The sequence below is a fragment of the Curtobacterium sp. PsM8 genome (assembly GCF_030433875.1).
Lineage (GTDB): Bacteria > Actinomycetota > Actinomycetes > Actinomycetales > Microbacteriaceae > Curtobacterium.
Genome location: NZ_JARUXD010000004.1, coordinates 12,278 through 34,758, shown reverse-complemented (window position 1 = coordinate 34,758; position 22,481 = coordinate 12,278). Strand labels below are relative to the sequence as shown.

Here is a 22,481-nt window from a genome sequence, read left to right as displayed (position 1 = left end):
TCGCGGCCACGAGCAGCTTAGGGGTGCTCGAGGCGTCGCCGCCAGGACCGTCGACGCGCCGACACGACCAGCACGGTCACGAACACCATCAGTCCGGCCCCGTGCAGCAGGGTGCTCTCGGCGGCGCTGGTCACCCCGAGCAGCACGAGGACCGCGGCGGGCCAGACGTAGGCCACGCCCGGGTACGTCGTGGCGGTGACCCAGGCGCGGGCGAACGCGAGCAGGGCGGCCGCGACCAGCAGCAGCATGCCCGCCAACCCGACCTGCAGCCAGGCGTCCACGACGACGTCGAGGCCCGACGTGAACCGGACGCCGGCCGGGTCCACGAAGGTGACGTAGGGGACGACGGGTTCGCTCGGCCACGACCCGACCCAGCCCCAGCCCTGCACCGGGTGCTGTTCGATGAAGTCGCGGATCTGGGACCAGAGCGCCAGCCGGGTGGACGTCCCACCGGCGGCCCCGATCTCGGGCAGGACCCGGTTCCGGGCGACCACCAGGACCGTCCCGATGGCGAGGACGAACACCCCGAGGACGGTGTTGATGACCGGGCGGGACGTGGCCGGTGCCCGCCGGAGGGACCACATCGCCAGGGCGGTGACGGTGAGGGCGATCATCGCGAGCCCGGTGATGGGGGACTGCACGAGCATCAGCGTGACGACGGCCAGGGCGGTGGAGCCGATCGCGCGCCAGTGCGGCACGGATCGGGTGAGGTACTCGACGACGAAGGTCACGAGTGCCGTCGCGGCGATGAAGCCCATCACGTTGCGGGTGCCGCCGATGCCCTGGATCGGGCCGCCGTACGCGATGTCGCCGTGGATGCCGAACGCGGGGAACGGGACGTCGATGACCAGGCCGGAGAGGACCTCCAGGGCGAGCGCGACCACCAGCAGGATCCGGAACGCGTCGCCGCACGCCCGGATGACCTGCACGAGGTCGCGGCCGAGGGCCAGGTAGAGCCCGAGCCCGACGAAGCCCAGCGTCTCGGCGAACCCGCGGAGGGCGACCCAGGAGTACTCGCTCCACAGCACGCTGAGCCCGCAGTACCCGATGAAGGCGAGCAGGGACAGCGGCAGCACGCCGTGCCACTCGATCCGGTAGCGCTGCCCGAGCAGGCTGAGCCCGGCGAGGACGACGAGCGTGACCAGGACGGCCCAGGTGCCTGCGGTCCCGACGAGCACCCGCACCGTCGGCTCACCGAAGGCGAAGAGGACGATCGCGGTCGCCAGCGCCTGACTGAACCGTCCGCCGGCCGAGAACCCGATCCACGCGGACAGGTACCGGCGCGCGAGGGTGAGTCGCGTCGTCCCGGCATCCGTCATCCGTCCATGATGACGCAACCCGCGGGGAGGGTCCGACGCATCGCGGTGCGTCGATATCGCGGATCGTCGTCATCGCACTACCGTCGAGCGCGATGGGACACACGCGGCGGGGCCGGGAGACCGCACTCGCCGCGACGGTCACGGCGCTGCTGGTGGGTGCGCTCGCCGCCGCGACCGCGTGGCTGCGGCTCGGACCGGTCGCCCGCGGCACCGTCTGGGCCGAGGACGGCGGGGTCTTCCTCCGCGAGCACTTGGCACTCGGACCGGTCGCGAGCCTGGTCCACCCGTACGCCGGGTACCTGCACCTGGTCCCGCGGCTGGTCGTGGACCTGGCGCTGTCCTTCCCGGTCGCGGACTATGCCCTCGTGGTCGCCGCGACCTCGTGCCTGCTCGCCGGTGCGGTCTGCGCGGCGGTGTTCCTGCTGGCGCGCGACGTCGTGCCGTCGTGGCCGCTCCGGCTGGTGCTCGCCGTGGTCCCGGTCGTCCTGCCCACCGCGCCGTGGGAGGTCTCCGGCAACGCGGCGAACCTGCACACCTTCGCGCTGTTCCTCACGCCCTGGCTGCTCGCCTACCGGAGCCGGACCTGGTGGGGTGCCGCGGGTCTCGCCGTGGTCACCGTCCTCGCCCTCGGCACCGAGGTGCAGGCCGTCCTCTTCCTCCCGCTCCTCGCGCTGGCCTGGCTGCCGACGCGGACGCCGTCCCCCTCGGGCCGGCTGGCCGGAGCGCAGCCCCACCGCCTCGTGCCCCTGCCCGTGACCCTGGCGGCCCTCGCCACGGGGACCGCGCAGGTCGTGACGGCGCTCACCACCACCCGGGTCGCCCGCCCGGGTGACCCCACCGCCGCCGACGTCGTCGCCGGCTGGCTGCTGCAGACCGTCGGCGGGCTCTGGGACGCGGACCTGGCGGCGGTGGCCGGCACCGTCGTCGACCACGGATGGTGGGTGCTCGTGGTGCCAGCCGCCCTCGTGCTCGTCGTCGTGCTCCTCGGCAGCGTCGTCGCGCTGCGCAGCGGCCGCTGGCGGGCCGCGGTGCTCGCCGTGTCGCTCCTGGTCGGCACCGGCGTGGTCTGGACCGCGGCGCTCCTGGCGAACCGTTCGGCGGACGGCCGGTGGTCGACGGCCCCGCCGACGGCGCTGGTCACCGCCACGCCCTCCCGGTACGCGGCCGCCGCCGGCATGCTCCTCACCGCGGCCGTCGTGGTCGCCGCCGCCGTCCTGGTCGAGCGTGTGGTCGCGTCGGGCCGCAGCGGTCGTCGCGGGGTGGGTCGGGCCTCCCGGTCTGGAGGCGCGGCACACGTCGTCCGGTCGGCCGTCGGCTGGTGCGTGGTCGCGGTCCTGGTGACGACGTGGGTGGCGAACGCGTCCACCGTCACGCGCCGGGACGGCGGACCGGAGTGGCAGCCGCAGTTCCGCGACGCGGTCGCGACCTGCCGGGCGGACCCGACAGCGGTGTTCGACGTCCGCACGGCCCCGTGGACCGCAGCGGTGCCGTGCAGCCTCGTGCTCGGCGTCCGCTGAGTCCGGCGTCCGGTCGCCTCGGCGGCCGTCGGTCGTCGGTCGTCGGGTCAGCCGGTCGGCCGGGAGGCCCGGCGTCTCAGGGGTTCGCCGCCCACCGGAACGCGCGCTTCGCGATCGGCGTGCGTGGGCCGTCGCCGACCGACGGGGGCTCCTCGGTGACCAGGACGATGCGTGACTTGATCGCGAGAAGGGCGAACAGCACCCAGTTGCCCTGGTAGAGCAGCCGCGACTCCGCGATCGCCTGCACCAGCAGGGCGACGACGACCAGCAGCGGGAACAGCCCCACCGCGTCGAACGGCCGCGGCGCCAGGTCGGGGCCGAAGCCGACGCGGGTGGCGCCCGCCCAGGAACGGCTGAGCGTCGTCACGACGTAGACCGCGAAGAGCACGAGACCGACGAGCCCGGTCTGCATCCAGACGTCGAGCGCCGCGTCGTGCGCCTGCAGGTAGGTGACGCCGTTGCGCGGCGCGAGGTGCGCGAGCAGCGGGATGTCCGGCCACCAGTAGCCGATCCAGCCGAACCCGAGGACTGGGTGCTGCTCGATGAGCCCCCAGACGGCCTTCCAGATCGTCCCGCGACCCGTGAGGTCCGAGGAGCGACCGAGCACGGCGACCAGGGAGTCCTTCGCCAGCACCACCCCGACGACCACGACCACCAGACCGAGGGCGATCGCCCCGTACCGCGGCGCCCGGCGCTCGGTCGGGACCCGACGCATCCCGAGCGCGAGCGCCAGGACCACGAGCACGACGAACGCGGCGACGAGCACGGTGCTCGATCGGGTCAGCGCGGTCACCAGCACGGCGACCACGAGCCAGCCGATCGCCCGCATCCGGCGCATCCGGCCCTCGGCGAGCTGCACGGCCACGACGATCGCCGCGAGCAGGGCGACCATCGCCAGCAGGTTCGCGTTGCCCGGCAGCCCCTGGATGCGACCGCCGGTGAAGAGCTCGGCCCGCGAGAAGTAGAACGCGTCCGGGATGTCCCGGTCGCCGTAGTCCGTCCAGATCGGTGCGATCGGGTGCCGGACGACGACGGCGACGACGGCCTCGAACAGCAGGGACAGCCCGAGCACCCAGCGGAACGCCAGGCTCATCGCGTCGAGGATCCGCCGCCAGGTCAGGGTCGACGCGATCGCGAAGGCGACCAGCGCGCACAGCACCTGCGCCACGGTGCTCGCCAGCGTCGCCGGCCGCCAGTGCGACCAGAGCACGGACACCAGGCACCATGCCAGGAAGAGCCAGAGCGCGCGGGGGGTGCGCGTCAACGGCGGACGCGCCCGGACCACGACGCTGACACCCCAGGCACCCTCGAGCGCCCAGACCGCCGCGGCACCCCACCAGGTGATCGTGTTCGGGACGGCGTCGCCCGCCGACAGCGTCAGCAGGACCGTGGCGGCGAGGGCGAAGGCCTCTCGTTCGGGCACGGAGCCGCGCGCCAGTGGCCAGGTGTTCGTCACGGAGGACAGGTTAGTGCCGCGCATCGCCGGATACGCTCGACCCATGTTCCTCGGCATCACGAACACCCCGCGCGACTACGCCTGGGGGTCCGTCTCCGCGATCCCCGAACTGCTCGGACGGACCGTCACCGGCGTCCCGCAGGCCGAACTCTGGCTCGGTGCCCACCCCGGCAGCCCGAGCGTCGTGGTGAACCCCGCCATGGTCGGCGGCGCGGACACCGTCCTCGACTGGATCGACGCCGAACCGCAGACCGCCCTCGGCGACGACCGGACCGGCCTGCCCTTCCTGCTCAAGGTCCTGGCCGCCGCCGCCCCGCTCTCCCTGCAGGCACACCCGACGCCCGAGCAGGCACGCGAGGGCTTCGACCGTGAAGAAGCCGCGGGCGTCCCGATCGACGACCCGGCCCGCAACTACAAGGACCCGTTCCCGAAGCCCGAACTCGTCGTCGCGCTGAGCGACCGGTTCGAGGCCCTCAGCGGCTTCCGCCCCGTGGCCGACGCGCTCGCCGAGGTCGAGACGCTCGACGCCGGGTCCGGTCGACTCGGCCCGCTCGTCGTGCACCTGCAGCAGGGGCTCGAGGACACCGTGCGCTGGCTCGAGGAGACCGACGACTCCGCTGGCGCCGTGATCGGTGCGGTCGGGCACCTGGCCTCAGCGGCCGTGGACGCCGCCACCGCCGCCGACACCACCGTCTCGCCGAACACCGCGACCGCCGCCGACCTCGCCCGGGCCTACCCGGACGACCCCGGCGTCGTCGTCTCACTGCTCATGCACCGTGTGACGCTGACCCGCGGCGAGGCGATGTACCTGCCCGCCGGCAACATCCACGCGTACCTCGACGGCCTGGGCATCGAGCTGATGGCCCCGTCCGACAACGTGCTCCGCGGCGGCCTCACCCCGAAGCACGTGGACGTCCCCGAACTGCTGCGCGTCCTCGACTTCACGGCGTACCCGGCACCGCTGCTCGAACCGGAGCACCTCAGCCCGGTCGTCGACCGCTTCGCCCCGGAGGGCGTCGGGTTCGCCCTGGTGCGCGTCACGAGCGACGGTCGGCCGGTCGGACTCACGACGGGCGGGACCGCGCCGCTGTCGGGTCCGTCGATCGCGATCTGCACCGAGGGGGTCGTCACGCTCGTCGGGGCGCACTCGGCGACACTGCTCCGCCAGGGGGAGTCCTGCTACATCACCCCGGACGAGGGCGACGTGTCGGTCGAGGCGGACGCCGGCAGCGGCCGCACCGCGACGGTCTTCATCGCGACCGGCGCCTAGGGGAGCGCACCGGACGCCCGGGGCGGCCGGCCGGTCCGCTAGCGTGGCGGCATGAGTTGGTTGGTCACCGGCGGTGCCGGGTACATCGGGTCCCACGTCGTCCGAGCGCTGGTCGCGGCGGGTCTCGACACGGTCGCGTTGGACGACCTCTCGAGCGGCTTCCGCGCGTTCGTGCCGGAGAGCGTGCCCTTCGTCGAGGGCACCATCCTGGACGGCGAGCTCCTCGCCCGCACGCTCCGTGAGCACGAGGTCACGGGTGTCGTCCACGTCGCGGGCTTCAAGTACGCGGGCGTCTCGGTCGAGCGGCCGCTGCACACCTACGAGCAGAACGTGACCGGCATGGCGACCCTGCTCCGTGCCGCCGCCGACGCCGGTGTCGACAAGGTCGTGTTCTCCTCGAGCGCGGCCGTGTACGGCACGCCGGACGTCGACGTGGTGGTCGAGGAGACCCCGAAGGCCCCGGAGTCCCCGTACGGCGAGTCGAAGCTCATCGGTGAGTGGCTGCTCCGGGACATGGAGGTCGCCGCGGGCTTCACGACGACCTCGCTCCGCTACTTCAACGTCGTCGGGTCGGGGGAGCCGGACCTCTACGACGCCAGCCCGCACAACCTCTTCCCGCTCGTCTTCGACGCCCTGCTGGCCGGTCGGACGCCGCGGATCAACGGGGACGACTACGCGACGCCGGACGGCACCTGCGTCCGCGACTACGTGCACGTCGCCGACCTGGCGCACTCGCACGCGGTCGCCGCCCGCAAGCTCGAGGCGGGGGAGCCGCTGCAGCGCGCGTACAACCTCGGCAGCGGTGACGGCGTGAGCGTCCGCCAGATCATGGACGCGATGGCCCGGGGGACCGGCATCGACTTCCGCCCCGAGGTCGCCCCGCGTCGCGCCGGCGACCCGGCCCGCATCGTCGCCACCGGCGAGGCGGCCGGTCGGGACCTCGAGTGGGCGATGCGGCACACGCTCGACGACATGGTGACGAGCGCCTGGGAGGCCCGGCAGCGCGCCGCGTAGACAGCGTCAGACCGCCACGCCCCGCCTCCACCCCGGACGCGGGGCGTCGCTGTCCCCCGAAAGGCCCGCAGACACGCCGCGACACGCCCGAATGGGGGACATGCCACGGCAGAAGCCGGAGCGGCTTCTATGATCCGCGACTTGACTCCGGGGAATCACACCGATGTAATTACACCGACGACACCGTCGTCAGGGACCCGAACCGAGACGTCAAGGGGTGATCAGGGTGAGCGCATCCGACTTCGAAGCCGGAGTGCCGGACGACTGGCACGTCGATCCCGTCGCCCTCGGCGTCCCGGGGGTCCGACGGTCGACCGAGGCCGACGAGGAGAACCCGCTCTCGTGGCAGGTTGACTCGCTCTGCGCCCAGACCGACCCCGAGGCGTTCTTCCCCGAGAAGGGCGGCTCCACCCGCGAGGCGAAGAAGATCTGCACCTCGTGCGAGGTCCGCTCCCAGTGCCTCGAGTACGCACTCGAGAACGACGAGCGGTTCGGCATCTGGGGCGGCCTCTCCGAACGCGAGCGTCGCAAGCTCCGGAAGCGCGCCTGAGGCTCCCACAGGTTCACGCCGCGCCGCCGTCGGCGGCCGGCACCGCGCCTCCCGGCCCGTAGAGTCGCTCCCGTCATGCAGCCCAGTGCCTCCACGCCCCGCGTCACCGCGATCCTCGTCGCAGCCAACGGGTCGGACCATCTCGACCGCACCCTGAACGCCCTGGCGGCCCAGACCCGCCCGCCGGAGGGGCTCGTGGTGGTCGACGTCGGCTCGACCGACGGGTCCACCTCGGAACTCTCCTTCGGTGGCAGCGCCCAGCTCTCCCGCATCGCGGCCGGTCGCCCGTTCGGCGAGGCCGTCCGGCACGGCGAACAGGTCGCACCGCGCGCCGAGGCCGGGGACGGCGTCGACGAGTGGCTGTGGCTCCTGGGCCACGACAACAGCCCCACGCCCGGCACACTGGCCGCCCTCCTCGGCGCCGTCGAGATCGCCCCCTCGGTCGCGATCGCCGGCCCGAAGCTCGTCAACGTCGACGACCCGGCCCGCATCGCCGCGTTCGGCGAGAGCATGACCCGGATGGGCCGCTCGATCACCCTCGTCCAGGACGAGCTCGACCAGGGCCAGCACGACCGGCACACCGACGTGCTCGGGGTCTCCGCCGGCGGCATGCTCGTCCGCCGTTCGGTCTGGAACAGCCTGGGCGGGTTCGACCCGGCCCTGCCGGACGTCGACGCCGCGCTGGACTTCTCGGTACGCGCACGCCTGGCCGGCCACCGTGTCGCCGTCGTCCCGGAGGCCCGCGCGACCAGCGCCGGACCGATCGAGGAGTTCGGCCGCGCCAAGGTCTCCGAGCGTCGCCGCGTGCGGATGCACCGCCAGGCGCAGCTGCACCGCCGAATGACCTACTCGTCCGCCGGGGTCCTCTGGATCCACTGGCTGACCCTCCTGCCGTTCGCCCTCGGCCGCGCGATCGGCCACCTCGTCGCGAAGCACCCGGCCGCCGTCGGTGGCGAACTCGCCGCGGCGTTCGCGGTCGCGTTCGGCGGCGGCGTCGGTCGTGCCCGGAAGACCCTGGCGGCGAACCGGAAGCTCGGCTGGGCCGCGATCGAACCGCTCCGGATCAGCTGGCGGCGGGTGCATGAACACCGCACGACCTCCCGCGACGTCGAGCTCGCGCGGGTCGAGGACGCGCCGATCGCCCGCGCCTCGTTCCTGGCCGACGGCGGCATCTGGGTCGTCCTCGCGGCGGCCGTGCTCAGCGTCGTCACGCTCTTCCCGCTGCTCGGGTCGCCCGCGCTCACCGGCGGCGGACTGCTGCCGCTGAGCACCGACGTCGGCGACCTCTGGCGGAACGTCGGGTTCGGCTGGCACTCCCTCGGGACCGGGTTCACCGGCCCGTCGGACCCCTTCGCCGCGGTCGTCGCGGTGCTCGGCTCGATCACGTTCTGGTCGCCGTCCACCTCGGTCGTGGTGGTCATGCTGCTGTCCTTCCCGCTCGCCGCCCTCGGTGCGTGGGCCGCGGTGCGCAAGGTGACGACGCGCACCTGGGTGCCGGTCATCGGCGCGGTCCTCTACACAGTCGCTCCCGCGCTCGTCGGTGCGGTCACCACGGGTCACCTCGGCGCCGTGATCGCCCACGTGCTGCTGCCCTGGTTGTTCCTGACCCTCGTCGAGGCGCACCGCTCCTGGGCGTCGGCCTCGGGCGCCGCCCTGCTCTTCGCCGTCATCGCCGCCTCGGCACCGTCACTCCTGCCGGTGCTGCTCATCGGCTGGCTCGTCGCCCTCGTGGTCGGCTGGCGGCACGCACACCGACGCGTGTTCGTGCCGGTGCCCGCCGCGGTGCTCTTCGTCCCGCTCGTGCTCGCGCAGATCGCCCGGGGCAACCCGCTCGCGGTCTTCGCCGACCCGGGCGTCCCCTCCGCCACGCCCGCGCCGAGCGCCCTGCAGCTCGCGATCGGGCAGCCGCTGCCGGACTGGAACGGCTGGCTGTCCGCGGTCGCGCCGCTCGGCCTCGGTGACGCGGTGCTGCCCATCGTGATGGCGGTGCTGGCCCTGCCGGTCGCCGCCAGCGCCGTCGGAGCCGTCCTCGGTCACCGCTGGTCGCTCGCCGGCACCGCGCTGGTCGCCGCACTCCTCGGCTACGCGACCGCGTTCGGCGCCACGCACCTGGCCGTCACCGGCGTCGGGTCCACCACCACGATCGTCTGGCCGGGCAGTGCGCTGTCGGTGTTCGCCCTCGCGATCGTCGTCGCCGCCTGCATCGGTGTCGACACCGTCCCCCGGGCCGCACCGGTGGTCGGACTCGTCGCGACGGTGTTCGCCGCCGTCGCGGTCGCCCCGGCCTTCGCCGCCTTCTACCTCGACCGCGCGGCCATCCAGCCGACCTCGGGCCGGGTGCTCAGCGCCTACGTCAACGCCGAGGCGCAGGCGAACCCCGACGTCGGCACGCTCGTCGTCCAGCCGCAGACCGACGGCTCGCTCGCGGTCGCCCTCGAACGCGGCCAGGGTTCCACGCTCGACGACCAGTCCACCCTCGACGCCACCGCGCTCTCGCTGAGCCGGTCGGGCAGCCGCCTGGCGACCCTGGCCGGCAACCTCGCGAGCCGCAGCGGCTACGACCCCGAGCCGGCGCTCCGTGACCTCGGCGTCAGCTTCGTCCTGCTCGACGACGCCCCTGCCGACCCGGAGGCCCGCGCCGTCCACGACCGTGCCGCCGGTGCGATCGGTCAGGACGCCCGCTTCACGAGCATCGGCGAGACCACCAACGGGTCGCTGTTCCACTACGAGGGCGCCGTCGACCGGACCAGCACCGGCTCGGCCGCCGCGAAGGCCACGCACGTGCTCTACCTCGTGGTGATCGGCGTGGTGTTCGGCGCTGCCGCACTGCTCGCCGTGCCGACCGCGCCGCGCCGCCGCCGTGCGACGTCGAACGTCCTCGAGGCCGACGAACCCGCCACCACCTTCGACGAGGAGCGCGACGAATGAGCACGAGCACCGCGCGCCGCTGGGCCCTCCGCGGCACCGCCACCGCCGTCGCCGTGATCGTCGCGGTCGGCACGATCGCCGCCGCACACACGATCGGCACCACCGAGGACCCGGGACACCCCGCCGGTCGGACCGTCACCCCGGTGCCGGCCGCCGCGGAGCGCGTCTGCGCCGGCAGCGCCCTGCGTCTGTCCGACGACGCCGGCAACGACGCCACCCGCGCGAGCACCATCGGGTCGCCGCAGATCGCCACGGCCACCACCGGCGACCGGGTCGACCGCAGTGAGCTCGGCAGCGCGAGCACCGGCAGCAGCGCACCGACGCTCCTCACCGCACCGGCGGGGGAGACCGCGCCGCAGGTCGCGGGCAGCAGCTACCAGAGCGTGTCCGACGGCGACGTCGTCGGCGTGGGCGCAGCCTCCTGTGACGACCCGTCGCAGTCGACGTGGTTGGTCGGCGGATCGACCGAGACCGGCCGCACCAGCCTGGTCACGCTCAGCAACCCGACCGACGTCAACGCGACCGTCGACCTGACCATCGCCGACGCCACCGGCATCGTCAGTGCCCCGGGGACCACCGGCATCGTGGTCGCCCCGAACTCGCAGAAGGTCGTGCCGCTCTCCGGCTTCGTCACCGACCAGGGCTCGACCGTCGTGCACGTCACCTCGTCCGGCGGCCAGATCGTCGCCCACATGCAGGAGACCGTCGTCCGGACGCTCACCCCCGGCGGGTTCGACATCGTGTCCGGCGGGGCGGCACCGTCGCGCAGCCAGGTCATCCCCGCGGTCGTCCTCGACGACGCCGAGGGTGCCCAGCGCGGTGAGGACACCGCCGACGCGGGCCCGGTCCTCCGCCTCTACGTGCCGGGCACCGAGGTCGCGCGCGTCACCCTCGGCATCACCACGGCGGACGGCGGTGGTACGACGGTCGACGCCACCGCCGAGCCGGGCGTCGTCACCGACGTGCCGCTCGACGACTTCCCGGACGGGCGCTACTCGTTCACGATCGACTCGTCGGTGCCGATCGTCGCGGGCGCACGCACCACGACCCCCACCGACGACGATCGGACCGACCTGGGCTGGTTCGCCTCGGCCGAGCCGCTCTCGGGCACCACGGTCACCGCGGTCGCCGCCGGCTCGGGGGCGCGGCTGAACCTCGTCAACCCGACCCGGCAGGACGCGACCGTCACCGTGCGCTCGGGCGACGACTCGCAGGAGGTGCAGGTCACCTCCGGTTCGACCGCCACGGTGAAGGTGCCGACCGCACAGCAGGTCACGATCAGCGGCGCGGACGGGCTGGTCGCCGGGGTCACGTACCAGGGGGACGACGGCATCGCCGGGTTCCCGGTGCGGCCGGAGACCGAGGTCTCGAGCCCGGTGCGCATCTACCCCTAGGGCTCGGCCCGGTCCGTCACCAGTGGCGGTAGCGGTCCGGTGCCAGGTCCCACGGGTCCTTGTCGAGCAGCTCCGCTACCGCGCGGAACACCGCGGTCTCGACGACGATCCGCCGGTCCACGTCGTCCTTCTCGGGGCTGTGGGTGACCCGCTCGACCGGGATCCGGAAGACGGTCACCCGACGGTCGTCGCGCTCGATGCGCCACCGGGGCAGTTCGTCCGGCAGGCCGGTGTCCGTCGGCATGTCCGCGACCTGGAACACCACGCCCGCCAGTTCTCCCGGCCAGAGTCCGACCAGGTAGTGGGCGGTGTCGCCGACGATGCGGTCGAAGGTCTCGGCACGGGTGATGACCGGCGCGAGCTCGGGTCCGGTCACGCTCGACCGGTGGCCGCGGCCGTGGCGGGAGCGTCCGCGTGCACGGTCGACCGGGGTGACGATCCTGGGCTTGCGGCGCATCCGGCCATCGTACGCGGCCGCACCCCGGGCAGGGTCCCCGGGACACGGCCGGTAGGGTCGTCTCCGGTATGGACGTACGGATCTGCAGCAAGGTCGCCTGTGGCGCGGGCGCCTCGGCGACCCTGACGTACGACTACGCCGACTCGATGGTCGTCGTCGGGCCGCTCTCCGGTCGCGTCGAACCGCACGGGTACGACCTCTGTGCCCGGCACGCGGCGACGCTGCGGGTCCCGCAGGGCTGGCGGGTGATCCGCCGCGACCCACCGCCGCGGACGCCGGAGCGTCACCCCTCCTGACGGGAGGCCCGTCCAGCGCTCTCCTGCACCGGCGGCCGTTCCCGTGGCGCTGTCCACGGACGTCACGAGACCCCACCGTCGTCGGCGGCGCGTGGAAGACTGACGGGCATGCCGACCGACACCCGCGCCGCCGTCCCGTTCCGCGTCGCCGACCTCTCGCTCGCCGAGGCCGGACGCCACCAGATCCGTCTCGCCGAGAACGAGATGCCCGGCCTGATGGCCCTCCGCGACGAGTTCGGTGCCGCGCAGCCGCTCGCCGGGGCCCGCATCGCCGGCTCCCTGCACATGACCGTGCAGACCGCGGTCCTCATCGAGACGCTGGTCGCCCTCGGGGCGCAGGTCCGCTGGGCCAGCTGCAACATCTTCTCCACGCAGGACGAAGCCGCGGCCGCCGTCGCCGTCGGGCCGACCGGCACCCCGGACGCCCCCGTCGGCATCCCGGTGTTCGCCTGGAAGGGCGAGACCCTCGACGAGTACTGGTGGTGCACGAACCAGGTCTTCGACTGGAGCGCCGAGGCCGCAGCGTCCGGCGCCGACTGGACCGGCCCCAACCTGATCCTCGACGACGGCGGCGACGCCACGATGCTCGTGCACACCGGCGTGGACGCCGAAGCCGCCGGTCGCGTGCCGGACGCCGAGCCGGACGCCAGCGCCGAGTGGAAGATCGTGCTGGCCACGGTCGCGTCCTCGCTCGAGCAGTCCGCCGACCGCTGGACCCGGATCGCCGCCGACATCGAAGGCGTGACCGAGGAGACCACCACGGGCGTGCACCGCCTGTACGAACTGGCGCGCACCGGTGAGCTGAAGTTCCCGGCGATCAACGTCAACGACTCGGTCACCAAGTCGAAGTTCGACAACAAGTACGGCATCCGGCACTCGCTGCCGGATGGTCTGAACCGCGCGACCGACGTCCTCATCGGCGGCAAGGTCGCCTTCGTCGTCGGCTACGGCGACGTCGGCAAGGGGGCGGCCGAGGCCCTCCGCGGCCAGGGTGCCCGCGTCATCGTCAGCGAGGTCGACCCGATCTGCGCGCTCCAGGCAGCGATGGACGGCTACCAGGTCGCCCGGCTGCAGGACGTCGCCGACCAGGTGGACATCGTCGTGACCTGCACCGGCAACCTCGGCGTCGTCGGGGTGGACGACATGCTCGCCCTGAAGCACCTGGCGATCGTGGCGAACGTCGGGCACTTCGACAACGAGATCGACATGACCGGCCTCGAGTTGATGGCCGGTGCCGAGAAGGTCGAGATCAAGCCGCAGGTGCACGAGTGGCGCCTGCCGAACGGCCGCTCGATCCTGGTGCTCAGCGAAGGCCGCCTGATGAACCTCGGCAACGCGACCGGGCACCCGTCCTTCGTGATGAGCAACTCCTTCACCAACCAGGTGCTGGCGCAGATCGAGCTGCACACCCGGCTCGACCAGTACCCGATCGGCGTGTACGTGCTGCCGAAGCACCTGGACGAGAAGGTCGCGCGGCTGCACCTCGACGCCCTCGGGGTCCGGCTCACCGAACTCCGGACGGAGCAGGCCGCGTACATCGGCGTTCCGGTCGACGGCCCCTACAAGTCGGAGCAGTACCGCTACTGAACCCGGACCGGTGCGCAGCGTCGTTCGGGCGTCCGGGCGTCCGGGCGTCCGGGCGTCAGCGCGGGAAGCCCGGCGGACGCGCCCCCGCGGCGACGCTCGCCCGCTCGAGGGTGCGCGCCCGCCCGGTGAACGCCCGCAGGTCACGGGCACGGCGCAGGGCGACCACCCCGGCGAGGAACTCCTCGGCCGGCACCGTCGGCACCGGCTGGGCGTAGTCGGCGACCTCCGCCGCCAGGGCCCGGGCCACCTCGGCGCGCAGGCCGGGCTGAACCGACCCCGCACCCCGGAAGAACGCGGCGATCCGGTTCTCCAGCCGCTGCGGCAGCCGGCGGACGTCCGCGACGCCGGCCCATCCGACGAGCGACGGCGGCAGCGTCACGACCGGATCGACCGACCGCCGCAGGCGCTCGTGCTGCACGACGGTGCCGGCCAGCAGGTCGCCGAGTCGCCGAGGGCGGGACCCGAACAGGGCGACGAGCAGCGCCAGCGACCCCACGGTCAGCCAGAGCTCGAGGAGCCCGACGAGCGCCCGGGTGAACGCGTGCCGGAACGACACCGCGCCGCCGTCGACCCGCACCACCCGGGTGCCGAGGGCGTACCGGCCGACGCTCCGGCCACGCGTCACGGTCTCGACGGCCGCCGGTACGAGCACGAAGATGACGACCATCACGACGATCTGGGTCGCGGCGGCCCAGCCGGAGTCGATGTCGGCCGGCATGACGCGCGACAGCCCGAGCAGCAGCATCACGAGGAGCGCGACGAGGCACAGCGCGTCGAGCAGGGCCGCCGCGCCCCGCAACACGATGCTCGCGGGGACGACGTCGAGGGCGACCGCCTCCCCGACGACGAGGGCGTCGTCGGTGTCGTCGAGGGCGCGGACGAAGCGGCGGTCCGCGAGGTCCCGGGGCGTGGCGCGCTTCGGCATGGGATCATTCTGTCGGAACACGACCACGAGCGGTCGGGGACCCGGAGCGCGGCTCCGACCAGCACGAGGGGGAGCGCATGGACCTGGACGCCTACGCGGAGACACATCGTGCGCGGTGGGACGAACTCGACCGGCTCGCACGGCGTCGTCCGACCTCCGGTGACGACGTCGACCGGATGCTCGCGGACTACCAGTCGGCCGCGACGGACCTCGCCCGCATCCGGCAGGTGTCCCCACGCTCGGCGACCGGGGACCGGCTGTCGCTGACCCTGCACCGTGCGCGGCTCCGCTTCACGGGCACGCCGGTCGACCCGGTGACCGCCGTCGTCGGCTTCTTCGCCCTGCAGCTGCCGGCTGCGCTGTACCGGATCCGCTGGGTGACGATCTGGGTCGCCGTCGCGACCGTCCTGATCGCCGCCGTCACGGCCGTCTGGATCACCTCGACGCCCGGTGCCGTCGCGACGTTCGGCTCGGACTCGGCGCTCCGCCGGTACGCCACACAGGACTTCGTCGACTACTACTCCGACCACGGGCTCGGCGCGTTCACGGCGCAGGTGTGGACGAACAACGCGTACATCGCCGCGAGCATGGTGGCGTTCGGCATCACCGGGCTCTTCGTGCCGTACTCGATCGTGCAGAACGCGGTGAGTCTCGGCGTCTCGGCGTCGATCATGCACTCGCAGGGGCGGCTCGGGGACTTCTTCCTCTACATCGCACCGCACGGGCAGCTCGAGCTGTACTCGATCTTCCTGGCGGGTGGTGCCGGCCTGATGATCGCGTGGTCGTGGATCGCCCCGGGACACCGGACCCGCGCGCAGGCCCTCGCCGAGGACGGCCGCGCGCTCATCACGGTCGCGATCGGCCTCGTGCTCACCCTGCTGCTCTCCGGGATCGTCGAGGGGACGGTGACCCGGCAGGACTGGCCGTGGCCGGTCAAGATCGGCATCGGCACGGTGGCGCTCGCGCTGGTCCTGACGTACCAGTGGGTGGTCGGCGGGCGCGCGCACCGTGCCGGGGAGCGCGGCGACATTGACGAGTTCGACCGGGGAGCCTCCGAGATCGTCGCCGGCTGACAGTGCCGACCAGCGCCTCCCGGCCGGCGCCTCCCGATCAGATCAGAGCCGCCCGGCCGCCTTCGCCCGCAGGTACGCGTCGGCGGTCCGCGGCGGGACCTCCTCGGGCAGACCACGGATGACCTCCGCGCCGGCGCGACGGGCGACGTCCGCGACGCCGTCGGCGTCGAGCAGCGACCGTTCCGCGGCCGCGCGCCGGTACACGTCGACCGACCCGTGGGTCGCAGCGGTCCCGGTCGGGAGGCCCGCCTCGCTCCCGCCCCGCCGGTCGCCCTCGCCGGTCGCCGCCATCCGCGCCACGGCCGGGTCCTCGACGGACGTCACGACGACGGCATGACGCCGAGCGAGCAGGGGAAGGACCGTCAGCAGGTCGCCGGAGGCGCCCACCGAGTCGAGGCTGGTCGCGAGCACCACGAGGGCGCGCTGCGTGGTCACGGCGTCGACGATCCCGGGGACCGCGGCCCAGTCGGTCGGCCGGAGTTCCGGCTCGGCCAGCGCGAGGGTCTCGCCGAACCGCTGGACCACGTCCGAGCGGGTCGCGCTGTGCACCCGCCCGCGTACGGCGTCGTCGAGCACGACGAGGTCGACCCGGTCACCGGCGGCTGCCGCGAGGGCACCGACGAGGAGCGCCGTCTCGATGGCGGTGTCCAGGCGGGGTTCGTCGTCGACCCGGCCGGCGCCCGCGCGTCCGGCGTCGACGATGACGACGACGCGGCGGTCGCGCTCGGGGCGCCAGGTGCGGACGACCAGGTCCTGGCGGCGCGCGGTGGCCCGCCAGTCGATGGAGCGGACGTCGTCACCGCGGACGTAGTCGCGGAGGGAGTCGAACTCGGTGCCGTGTCCACGGAGCTGCAGCGTGGTCTCGCCGTCGAGTTCGCGGAGCCGGGCGAGTCGGGACGGCAGGTGGCGCCGGGACCGGAACGGCGGCGTGACGACGAGTTCGCCGGGGGCCGGGACGACCCGCTGGCGGGCGACGAGGCCGAGTGGACCCGAGGCCCGGACCGCGATCCCGGTGGTGGTCCGTCGTCCGCGGCGGAACGGGGTGAAGCGCATCCGGGCGGTGCGGCGTTCGCCGGACGGCACCGTCAGACGGACGCGACGCGGTTCCTGGCCGGCCGACGGCTCCCACATGTCCCGGACGAGGGCGCGGAGGACGCGGCTGCCGTCGTTGGTCAGGACGAGCGTGCCCTCCGCCGCGGTGTCGCGACGCGCGAGTCGCGGCATCCGGCGGTCGACCCGGACGCGGGTGAGGTCCGCGGCGAGCAGCAGGTCGACGGCGCTCGCCAGGAGCAGCAGGCCGATCCACGCCAGGGCGCCCCATCCGCTGCCGAGCAGCACGGTGGGGACGACGGCGACCGCCAGGAGCGCGACGAACCGACCCGAGACCGCCACTAGATCGGCACCCGGACCTGTTCGAGGACCTGCTGCAGCACACCGTCCGCGTCGACGCCCTCGAGCTCGGCGTCGGCGGCGATCCGCAGTCGGTGCCGCCACACGGGCAGCAGCATCGCCTGGACGTGGTCGGGCGTGATCGCGTCGTAGCCGGTCAGCCACGCCCACGCCTTCGCGGCCGCCAGCAGCGCGGTGGACCCGCGCGGGCTGACGCCGATCCGGACGGAGGGGGCCCGGCGGGTGGCGCGGGCCAGGTCCACGACGTAGGCGAGGACGTCGTCCCGGGCACCGACGGCACGCACCGCGCGCTGCGCGGCCCGGACCTCGTCGACGCCGACCACGGGGACGATCCCCGCCGAGCGGACGTCGCGCGGCACGAACCCGTCGGCGTGGCGGCGGAGGACCTGCCACTCGACCTCGCGGGGCGGCAGGTCGAGCGTCAGCTTCATGAGGAACCGGTCGAGTTGTGCCTCGGGGAGCGTGTAGGTGCCCTCGAACTCGATCGGGTTCATCGTGGCGGCGACGAAGAACGGGTCGGGCAGCATCCGCGCTGCGCCGTCGACGCTGACCTGCCGTTCCTCCATGGCCTCGAGCAGGGCGGACTGCGTCTTCGGCGGGGTCCGGTTCACCTCGTCCGCCAGCAGCACGTTCGTGAACACCGGCCCCTCGCGGAACGGGAAGGTGCCGGTCGAGGCGTCGTAGACGAGCGAGCCGGTGACGTCGCCGGGCATCAGGTCGGGCGTGAACTGGATGCGCTTGGTGTCGAGCGACATCGCCGCGGCGAGGCTGCGGACCAGCAGGGTCTTCGCGACACCGGGGACGCCCTCGAGCAGCACGTGGCCCTGGGCGAGCAGCCCGACGATCATGCCGGAGACGGCGCCCTCCTGCCCGACGACGGCCTTGCCGACCTCGGTGCGGACACGGCCGAGCACCTCGCGGAGCGGGTCACCGCCCGGGGTCGGCCCGGCGGCAGGCACGGCGGCAGGCTCGGAAGCAGGCACGGCGGCCTTGCCGGAGGGCGGGGTGGTGGGCAGGTCGGTCACGATCGTCCTCCTGGTCGTTCGGGCGTGGTCGGTGGTGTCGGTTGCGCAGGTGCGTCGGGCGCCGGCCGGGAGGCCCGTCCCGCGTCCCCGGAGCGGGCTCGGCGGACCGCGTGCTCGAGTTCGTCCAGGGCGGCTGCCCCGTCGACGAGCGCACGGTCGTCATCGGTGCTGCCGCCGACGAGCACGGCGCCGACGCGGTCGGCGGACCGCCCGGTCACGGCGGCGGTGCGCCGGACGACTTCGTCGACGTGGGCCGACCGGGGGAGCCCGAGGCTGCGTCCGATCCGCCGGACGGCCGCGAGTCGGAGGGTGTCGAGGGCGTGGGTGCGGTCGCGGACCCGGGCGTAGAGGCGGGCGCGTCCCTCGGTGGTCTCGGCGGCACGGACGACGACGGGCAGGCGTTCGACGACCAGGGGCCCGAGCCGGCGGCCGCGCCAGAGTGCGGCCGCGACCGCGACGAGCCCGAGGACGGCGATGGCGCTCGGCAACCACGGCGGCGCGAGGTCACCGAGGGACGGGGCCGCGTCGCTGCCCGCGGCGGTGGGGACGTACCAGACCAGGCGGTCGCCGCTGCCGAGCAGACCGAGCGCGAGGGCGGCGTTGCCGGCACGGGTGACGGTGTCGTTGCGGAGGACGCCGGTGGTGCCGAGGAGGGTGACCCGACCGTCCGCCGTGGTGGTCCGGAGCAACCCCCAGTGGGTGTCCGCCCCCGTGCCGGACGGTGCACAGCGTTCCACCGTCGGGTCGTCGGTGTCGTAGGTGGCACCGACGACGGTGACGGAGCCCGCGGTCCGCGCCGCCGGGATCGGGCAGGACGCGGTCGAGGCCACGCGGGTCGACGAGGTGCTGCCCGCCGGACGGGCGTCGACGTCGAAGGACTCCAGGACGCCCGGGTCGTTCGTCACGAGCACCACGTCGGGAGCCGTCCGTGCGATGCGACGGGCCACGCCACGGTCGAGCACCCCGGCGGAGTCGTCGACCAGGACCGTGTCACCCGTGCCGACGTCGAGCGCGTCGGCGTCGTGGACCACGTCGACCCGGGTGCCCTGCTGTTCGAGGACCCGGACCACGGCCCGGGACCCGCTGGTCGCCGTCGAGGTCGGGTCGAGCGGGACGGGTCGCTGCGGGTCACCCTGGCCCACCGCGGCGGTCAGGGCGGCGAGCAGCAACCCGACCACGACGACCGCGATCCAGCCGACGACGCGGAGGACGCGGTCCGAGCGCGGCTTCCGGTCCTCGCCAGCGGCGGTCGCGGCAGCGGGGACCCCGGTCGGTGCCGCTGCCTCTGCCGGTGCCGTCGGGGCGCTCACGCGGGGACCGCCGGCCGGTCCGTGGGGGTGGGGCGGGCCTCCCGGACGGCGCGCTCGGTCTCGAGGACGCGACGGGCGGCGGACTCGTCGGCTTCGGCGCCCAGGTAGCGGACGGCGTCGAACGTGTCGGAGGCACCGCGGAGCACGTCGCCGAACTGCGGGAACGGGACGGTGGCGCGGTCGGCGATCGCGCGCGCGGTGGCACCCGGCACGACGAGGACCAGGTCGCGTTCGCCGAGCCCGCGGGCGAGGGCGCGGTACCCCTCGAGGACGGCGGTCGCCCAGTCCCCGGCGCGGAACGCGGCCGAGGCGGCGGCGGACACGACCTGTGCCGAGCGGAGGTCGTCGTCGTCGAAGACGCCGCCGGGTGCCGTCGGCCGGAGGCGGGCACGGCGGCGGGGGAGGCCTCGTGTGACCACGACCAGGACGACCACGGCGACGAGCACGAGGACGGCGATGACGAGCAGGGTGCGGCCGACGCCGGGGGAACCGACACCGTCCGGGGCCAAGGAGCCGAGCCAGTCGAGGAACGACCGCGAGGCCCGGTCCCACCACGTCTCCTGCGCGCCGCGGTACTCCCGGTGGGCGAGTTCCTGCTCGAGCAGTCGGCGCGCCTCGTCGGGCCCTGGGGTGCTCATCCGCGGGTGTCCGGCGGCTGCGGGGTCCAGGGCTGTGGCGGCTGCTGTGGTTGCTGGGGCTGCTCGGGCTGCCAGCCCTGCTGCGGTTGCGGGGGCTGCTGCGGGCTCCACGGCTGCTGCTGCGGCTGCGGCTGCTGCTGCGGCCAGCCCTGCTGGGGCTGCCACGGCTGCTGGGGCTGCCACTGTTGCTGCGGCTGCTGCCACGGCGCGCCCGGCGTCCACGGCGGACGCGCCACCGGGGCGTGCGGCGCGAACGGGTCCGCGGGCTGCCCGGTGTCCAGGTGCGATGCGATGCGCTGGTCGAGCGCCTCGGTGCGGATGCGGCGGTCGATCGCCAGGAAGGTCACGACGGAGGCGCTCAGCACGTCCGTCACGGACTGCACCGCGATGACGAGCAGGCTGCCGATGACGAGGGCGATGACGCCGCCGACCGACGGGCTGCCGCTCGTGGACGCGGTCTGCCCCAGCGGGTCGAACACGCCGGAGAACAGGCTCAGCCCGAGGGTGAGCGGGATGCTGGCGATGCTGCCCGCGATCCCGAGCACGACCTGCACGAGCAGCAGGATGCCGAACGTGCGCCAGAACGCGCCGCGGGTGAGCCGCCACGACTGTCCGGCCGCCGAGAAGACCCCGCGTCCCTCGAGCGCGATCGTCGGCACCGTGAAGGCGAACCGGGTGACCAGGAAGGCCAGGAGCACCGTGAACCCGAGGGCCATGACGACGATCGCCAACACGTACCAGCCGGCCGAGCTCCGGCCCGCGGCGAGGGCGGCCACGAACGCGATCACGACCACGACGAAGACGACGGCGACCGCGATCCCGGCGACGAGCTGCAGGACGATCCAGCCGATCACGGCACCACGGCGCCCGGCGAGCAGCGACCACAGGCCGCGGAACGTGCCACGCCGGCCGAGCACGCGCTGCCCGGTGTCGACCGCGACCGGGGCGACGAGGAACCCGCGCGCCAGGTAGGTCAGGAAGGGCAGGCCGATCGACAGCACCGCGTACAGGGTCACCGTGCCGGCGATGATGCTGTCCGTCTCCCCACGGGCACCGCCGTCGACGGCCGAGAGCACACGGCTCTGCAGGATCCGCTGACCGGCCGTGGTGCCGAGGGTGGCCAGCAGCCCGAGGACACCGGAGAGCAGGACGGCCCAGAGGAGCAGCACGCGGGCGTTGCGGCGGAAGACCGTGAAGGCGCCGGCCAGCACGTCCGCGAGACCCAGCGGCCGGAGGGGGATCACCGGGCGGGACGCGGGCGGTAGTGGGGCCGGCCCACCGATGGGCGGGACGGGGAAGCCGGGGGCGGGCGTGCCTCCCGGCTGTCCGACCGGGCCCCAGGCCGTCGGGTACGGCGAGGCCGTCGGGTACGGCGATGCTGTCGGGTACTGCGGTGCCTGCGGTTGCGGCGTCAGCGGCGGCTGCGCACCGCCACCGTGCTGCGGCCCGTTCGCCCCCGGGACCTGCCATCCGTCGTCGACCATCGAACTGCCCCCTCGCCTGGTCGCTGCCGGAACAGCGCGACCGTGTCCATCCTGTCGGAAAACCTCCGATGACGGGGCCTCGGCTATCGTGAGCGGAGAGCACCCGTCCCTGGGTGCCCACCCTGCCCTCCGGAGTCCGCATCCCATGACACCGCGCATCCTCGTCGTCGACGACGACCAGGCCCTCGCCGAGATGATCGGCATCGTCCTCCGGTCGGAGGGTTACGAGCCCGACTTCAGTGCCGACGGCAACGACGCCGTCGAGGCGTTCCACGCGACGAAGCCCGACCTCGTGCTGCTCGACGTCATGCTGCCCGGTATCGACGGCATCGAGGTGTGCCGACGGATCCGGGCCGAGAGTGGCACCCCGATCATCATGCTCACCGCCAAGGGCGACACCGCCGACGTCGTCGCCGGGCTCGAGAACGGTGCCGACGACTACGTCGTGAAGCCGTTCAACCCGAAGGAGCTCGTCGCCCGGATCCGGACCCGCCTGCGGCCGACCGCGACCGACGCGACCGTCCTGCACGTCGGTGACCTGGTCGTCGACGTCCCCGGGCACGAGGTCCGCCGGGGCGACGCGGCCATCGCCCTCACCCCGCTGGAGTTCGACCTGCTCCGGGCGCTCGCCGAGAAGCCCAGCCAGGTGTTCACGCGCGAGATGCTCCTCGAGCAGGTCTGGGGCTACCACTACAAGGCGGACACCCGCCTGGTGAACGTGCACGTGCAGCGCCTCCGCGCCAAGATCGAGCACGACCCGGACAACCCGCGCATCGTGACCACCGTCCGCGGGGTCGGGTACCGGGCCGGCGCGCAGAGCTGACGTCC

Annotated in this window: 19 protein-coding genes; 10 read left to right on the top strand and 9 right to left on the bottom strand. The window is 73.8% G+C overall.

Annotation, left to right across the window (positions count from 1 at the left end; all coding sequences use genetic code 11):
* Positions 1-17: 17 nt before the first annotated feature.
* On the bottom strand, positions 18-1,319 hold the full coding sequence (locus QCD68_RS01530; RefSeq protein ID WP_301221763.1) for an exopolysaccharide production protein: 1,302 nt from the start codon (positions 1,317-1,319) through the stop codon (positions 18-20).
* Between the two features lie 92 nt (positions 1,320-1,411).
* Between QCD68_RS01530 and QCD68_RS01525 the strand changes: the two genes are divergently transcribed.
* Positions 1,412-2,836 carry a hypothetical protein gene (locus QCD68_RS01525; RefSeq protein ID WP_301221762.1) on the top strand — a complete coding sequence of 475 codons (1,425 nt, stop codon included), beginning with the start codon at positions 1,412-1,414 and terminating at the stop codon, positions 2,834-2,836.
* Positions 2,837-2,912: 76 nt separating this feature from the next.
* Here the strand turns inward: QCD68_RS01525 and QCD68_RS01520 are convergent, their stop codons facing one another.
* On the bottom strand, positions 2,913-4,292 hold the full coding sequence (locus tag QCD68_RS01520; protein ID WP_221849639.1) for an O-antigen ligase family protein: 1,380 nt from the start codon (positions 4,290-4,292) through the stop codon (positions 2,913-2,915).
* 43 nt (positions 4,293-4,335) lie between these two features.
* Here QCD68_RS01520 and manA point away from each other — a divergent pair, with 43 nt between their 5' ends.
* The 5 genes from manA (at position 4,336) to QCD68_RS01495 (ending at position 11,448) form a co-directional block, all read left to right on the top strand.
* The gene (gene manA / locus QCD68_RS01515; RefSeq protein WP_301221761.1) at positions 4,336-5,562 is read left to right on the top strand and encodes a mannose-6-phosphate isomerase, class I; all 1,227 of its coding nucleotides are present in this window, start codon (positions 4,336-4,338) and stop codon (positions 5,560-5,562) included.
* A 51-nt stretch (positions 5,563-5,613) separates the two neighbouring features.
* On the top strand, positions 5,614-6,576 hold the full coding sequence (galE, locus tag QCD68_RS01510) for a UDP-glucose 4-epimerase GalE (protein ID WP_111074225.1): 963 nt from the start codon (positions 5,614-5,616) through the stop codon (positions 6,574-6,576).
* 217 nt (positions 6,577-6,793) lie between these two features.
* Complete coding sequence (locus tag QCD68_RS01505) at positions 6,794-7,126, top strand: WhiB family transcriptional regulator (RefSeq protein ID WP_374107134.1); 333 nt, start codon at positions 6,794-6,796, stop codon at positions 7,124-7,126.
* Between the two features lie 75 nt (positions 7,127-7,201).
* Entirely contained in the window at positions 7,202-10,054 is a 2,853-nt protein-coding gene (locus tag QCD68_RS01500; protein ID WP_301221760.1) for a glycosyltransferase, read from the top strand.
* Positions 10,051-11,448, top strand: coding sequence for a DUF5719 family protein (locus QCD68_RS01495; protein WP_301221759.1), 1,398 nt, complete (start codon positions 10,051-10,053; stop codon positions 11,446-11,448). Before QCD68_RS01500 ends, QCD68_RS01495 begins: the two co-directional genes overlap by 4 nt.
* Positions 11,449-11,464: 16 nt before the next feature.
* On the opposite strand, the gene QCD68_RS01490 is transcribed toward QCD68_RS01495, so the two are convergent.
* The gene (locus QCD68_RS01490) at positions 11,465-11,905 is read right to left on the bottom strand and encodes a metallopeptidase family protein (RefSeq protein ID WP_111074221.1); all 441 of its coding nucleotides are present in this window, start codon (positions 11,903-11,905) and stop codon (positions 11,465-11,467) included.
* Between the two features lie 68 nt (positions 11,906-11,973).
* Between QCD68_RS01490 and QCD68_RS01485 the strand changes: the two genes are divergently transcribed.
* Together QCD68_RS01485 and ahcY are read left to right on the top strand one after the other, a co-directional pair.
* Positions 11,974-12,201 carry a DUF3499 family protein gene (locus QCD68_RS01485; protein WP_110904719.1) on the top strand — a complete coding sequence of 76 codons (228 nt, stop codon included), beginning with the start codon at positions 11,974-11,976 and terminating at the stop codon, positions 12,199-12,201.
* 108 nt (positions 12,202-12,309) lie between these two features.
* Entirely contained in the window at positions 12,310-13,788 is a 1,479-nt protein-coding gene (gene ahcY / locus QCD68_RS01480) for an adenosylhomocysteinase (protein ID WP_301221758.1), read from the top strand.
* 55 nt (positions 13,789-13,843) lie between these two features.
* Here ahcY and QCD68_RS01475 read toward each other — a convergent pair whose 3' ends face one another.
* Positions 13,844-14,713, bottom strand: a complete 870-nt coding sequence (locus tag QCD68_RS01475; protein ID WP_301221757.1) for an RDD family protein — start codon at positions 14,711-14,713, stop codon at positions 13,844-13,846.
* Between the two features lie 77 nt (positions 14,714-14,790).
* Between QCD68_RS01475 and QCD68_RS01470 the strand changes: the two genes are divergently transcribed.
* Positions 14,791-15,786, top strand: a complete 996-nt coding sequence (locus QCD68_RS01470) for a stage II sporulation protein M (RefSeq protein ID WP_301221756.1) — start codon at positions 14,791-14,793, stop codon at positions 15,784-15,786.
* 42 nt (positions 15,787-15,828) lie between these two features.
* Here QCD68_RS01470 and QCD68_RS01465 read toward each other — a convergent pair whose 3' ends face one another.
* From QCD68_RS01465 to QCD68_RS01445, 5 genes are read right to left on the bottom strand one after another with little or no spacing between them, the layout of a single operon-like run.
* A complete protein-coding gene (locus tag QCD68_RS01465; RefSeq protein WP_301221755.1) occupies positions 15,829-17,178 on the bottom strand; it encodes a DUF58 domain-containing protein in 1,350 nt (449 codons plus the stop codon).
* Positions 17,178-18,179 (bottom strand): AAA family ATPase, encoded by a 1,002-nt coding sequence (locus QCD68_RS01460; protein WP_441005162.1) that lies wholly within the window; start codon positions 18,177-18,179, stop codon positions 17,178-17,180. The genes QCD68_RS01465 and QCD68_RS01460 overlap by 1 nt, the downstream gene beginning before the upstream one ends.
* Positions 18,180-18,217: 38 nt before the next feature.
* Positions 18,218-19,531 (bottom strand): DUF4350 domain-containing protein, encoded by a 1,314-nt coding sequence (locus tag QCD68_RS01455; RefSeq protein WP_301221754.1) that lies wholly within the window; start codon positions 19,529-19,531, stop codon positions 18,218-18,220.
* Positions 19,528-20,169 carry a DUF4129 domain-containing protein gene (locus tag QCD68_RS01450; protein ID WP_111074215.1) on the bottom strand — a complete coding sequence of 214 codons (642 nt, stop codon included), beginning with the start codon at positions 20,167-20,169 and terminating at the stop codon, positions 19,528-19,530. Before QCD68_RS01450 ends, QCD68_RS01455 begins: the two co-directional genes overlap by 4 nt.
* Entirely contained in the window at positions 20,166-21,653 is a 1,488-nt protein-coding gene (locus QCD68_RS01445; protein ID WP_301221753.1) for a glycerophosphoryl diester phosphodiesterase membrane domain-containing protein, read from the bottom strand. Before QCD68_RS01445 ends, QCD68_RS01450 begins: the two co-directional genes overlap by 4 nt.
* A gap of 145 nt (positions 21,654-21,798) precedes the next feature.
* Here QCD68_RS01445 and mtrA point away from each other — a divergent pair, with 145 nt between their 5' ends.
* Positions 21,799-22,476: an MtrAB system response regulator MtrA gene (mtrA, locus tag QCD68_RS01440; RefSeq protein ID WP_110904734.1), complete on the top strand. Its 678-nt coding sequence runs from the start codon at positions 21,799-21,801 to the stop codon at positions 22,474-22,476.
* Positions 22,477-22,481: the final 5 nt, after the last annotated feature.

Coding starts and splice junctions, on each gene's coding strand:
- QCD68_RS01445 (WP_301221753.1), bottom strand. CDS start 21,653: ATGGTCGACGACGGATGGCAGGTCCCGGGGGCGAACGGGCCGCAGCAC.
- QCD68_RS01490 (WP_111074221.1), bottom strand. CDS start 11,905: ATGCGCCGCAAGCCCAGGATCGTCACCCCGGTCGACCGTGCACGCGGA.
- QCD68_RS01525 (WP_301221762.1), top strand. CDS start 1,412: ATGGGACACACGCGGCGGGGCCGGGAGACCGCACTCGCCGCGACGGTC.
- QCD68_RS01475 (WP_301221757.1), bottom strand. CDS start 14,713: ATGCCGAAGCGCGCCACGCCCCGGGACCTCGCGGACCGCCGCTTCGTC.
- mtrA (WP_110904734.1), top strand. CDS start 21,799: ATGACACCGCGCATCCTCGTCGTCGACGACGACCAGGCCCTCGCCGAG.
- QCD68_RS01495 (WP_301221759.1), top strand. CDS start 10,051: ATGAGCACGAGCACCGCGCGCCGCTGGGCCCTCCGCGGCACCGCCACC.
- QCD68_RS01470 (WP_301221756.1), top strand. CDS start 14,791: ATGGACCTGGACGCCTACGCGGAGACACATCGTGCGCGGTGGGACGAA.
- manA (WP_301221761.1), top strand. CDS start 4,336: ATGTTCCTCGGCATCACGAACACCCCGCGCGACTACGCCTGGGGGTCC.
- QCD68_RS01450 (WP_111074215.1), bottom strand. CDS start 20,169: ATGAGCACCCCAGGGCCCGACGAGGCGCGCCGACTGCTCGAGCAGGAA.
- ahcY (WP_301221758.1), top strand. CDS start 12,310: ATGCCGACCGACACCCGCGCCGCCGTCCCGTTCCGCGTCGCCGACCTC.
- QCD68_RS01500 (WP_301221760.1), top strand. CDS start 7,202: ATGCAGCCCAGTGCCTCCACGCCCCGCGTCACCGCGATCCTCGTCGCA.
- QCD68_RS01485 (WP_110904719.1), top strand. CDS start 11,974: ATGGACGTACGGATCTGCAGCAAGGTCGCCTGTGGCGCGGGCGCCTCG.
- galE (WP_111074225.1), top strand. CDS start 5,614: ATGAGTTGGTTGGTCACCGGCGGTGCCGGGTACATCGGGTCCCACGTC.
- QCD68_RS01530 (WP_301221763.1), bottom strand. CDS start 1,319: ATGACGGATGCCGGGACGACGCGACTCACCCTCGCGCGCCGGTACCTG.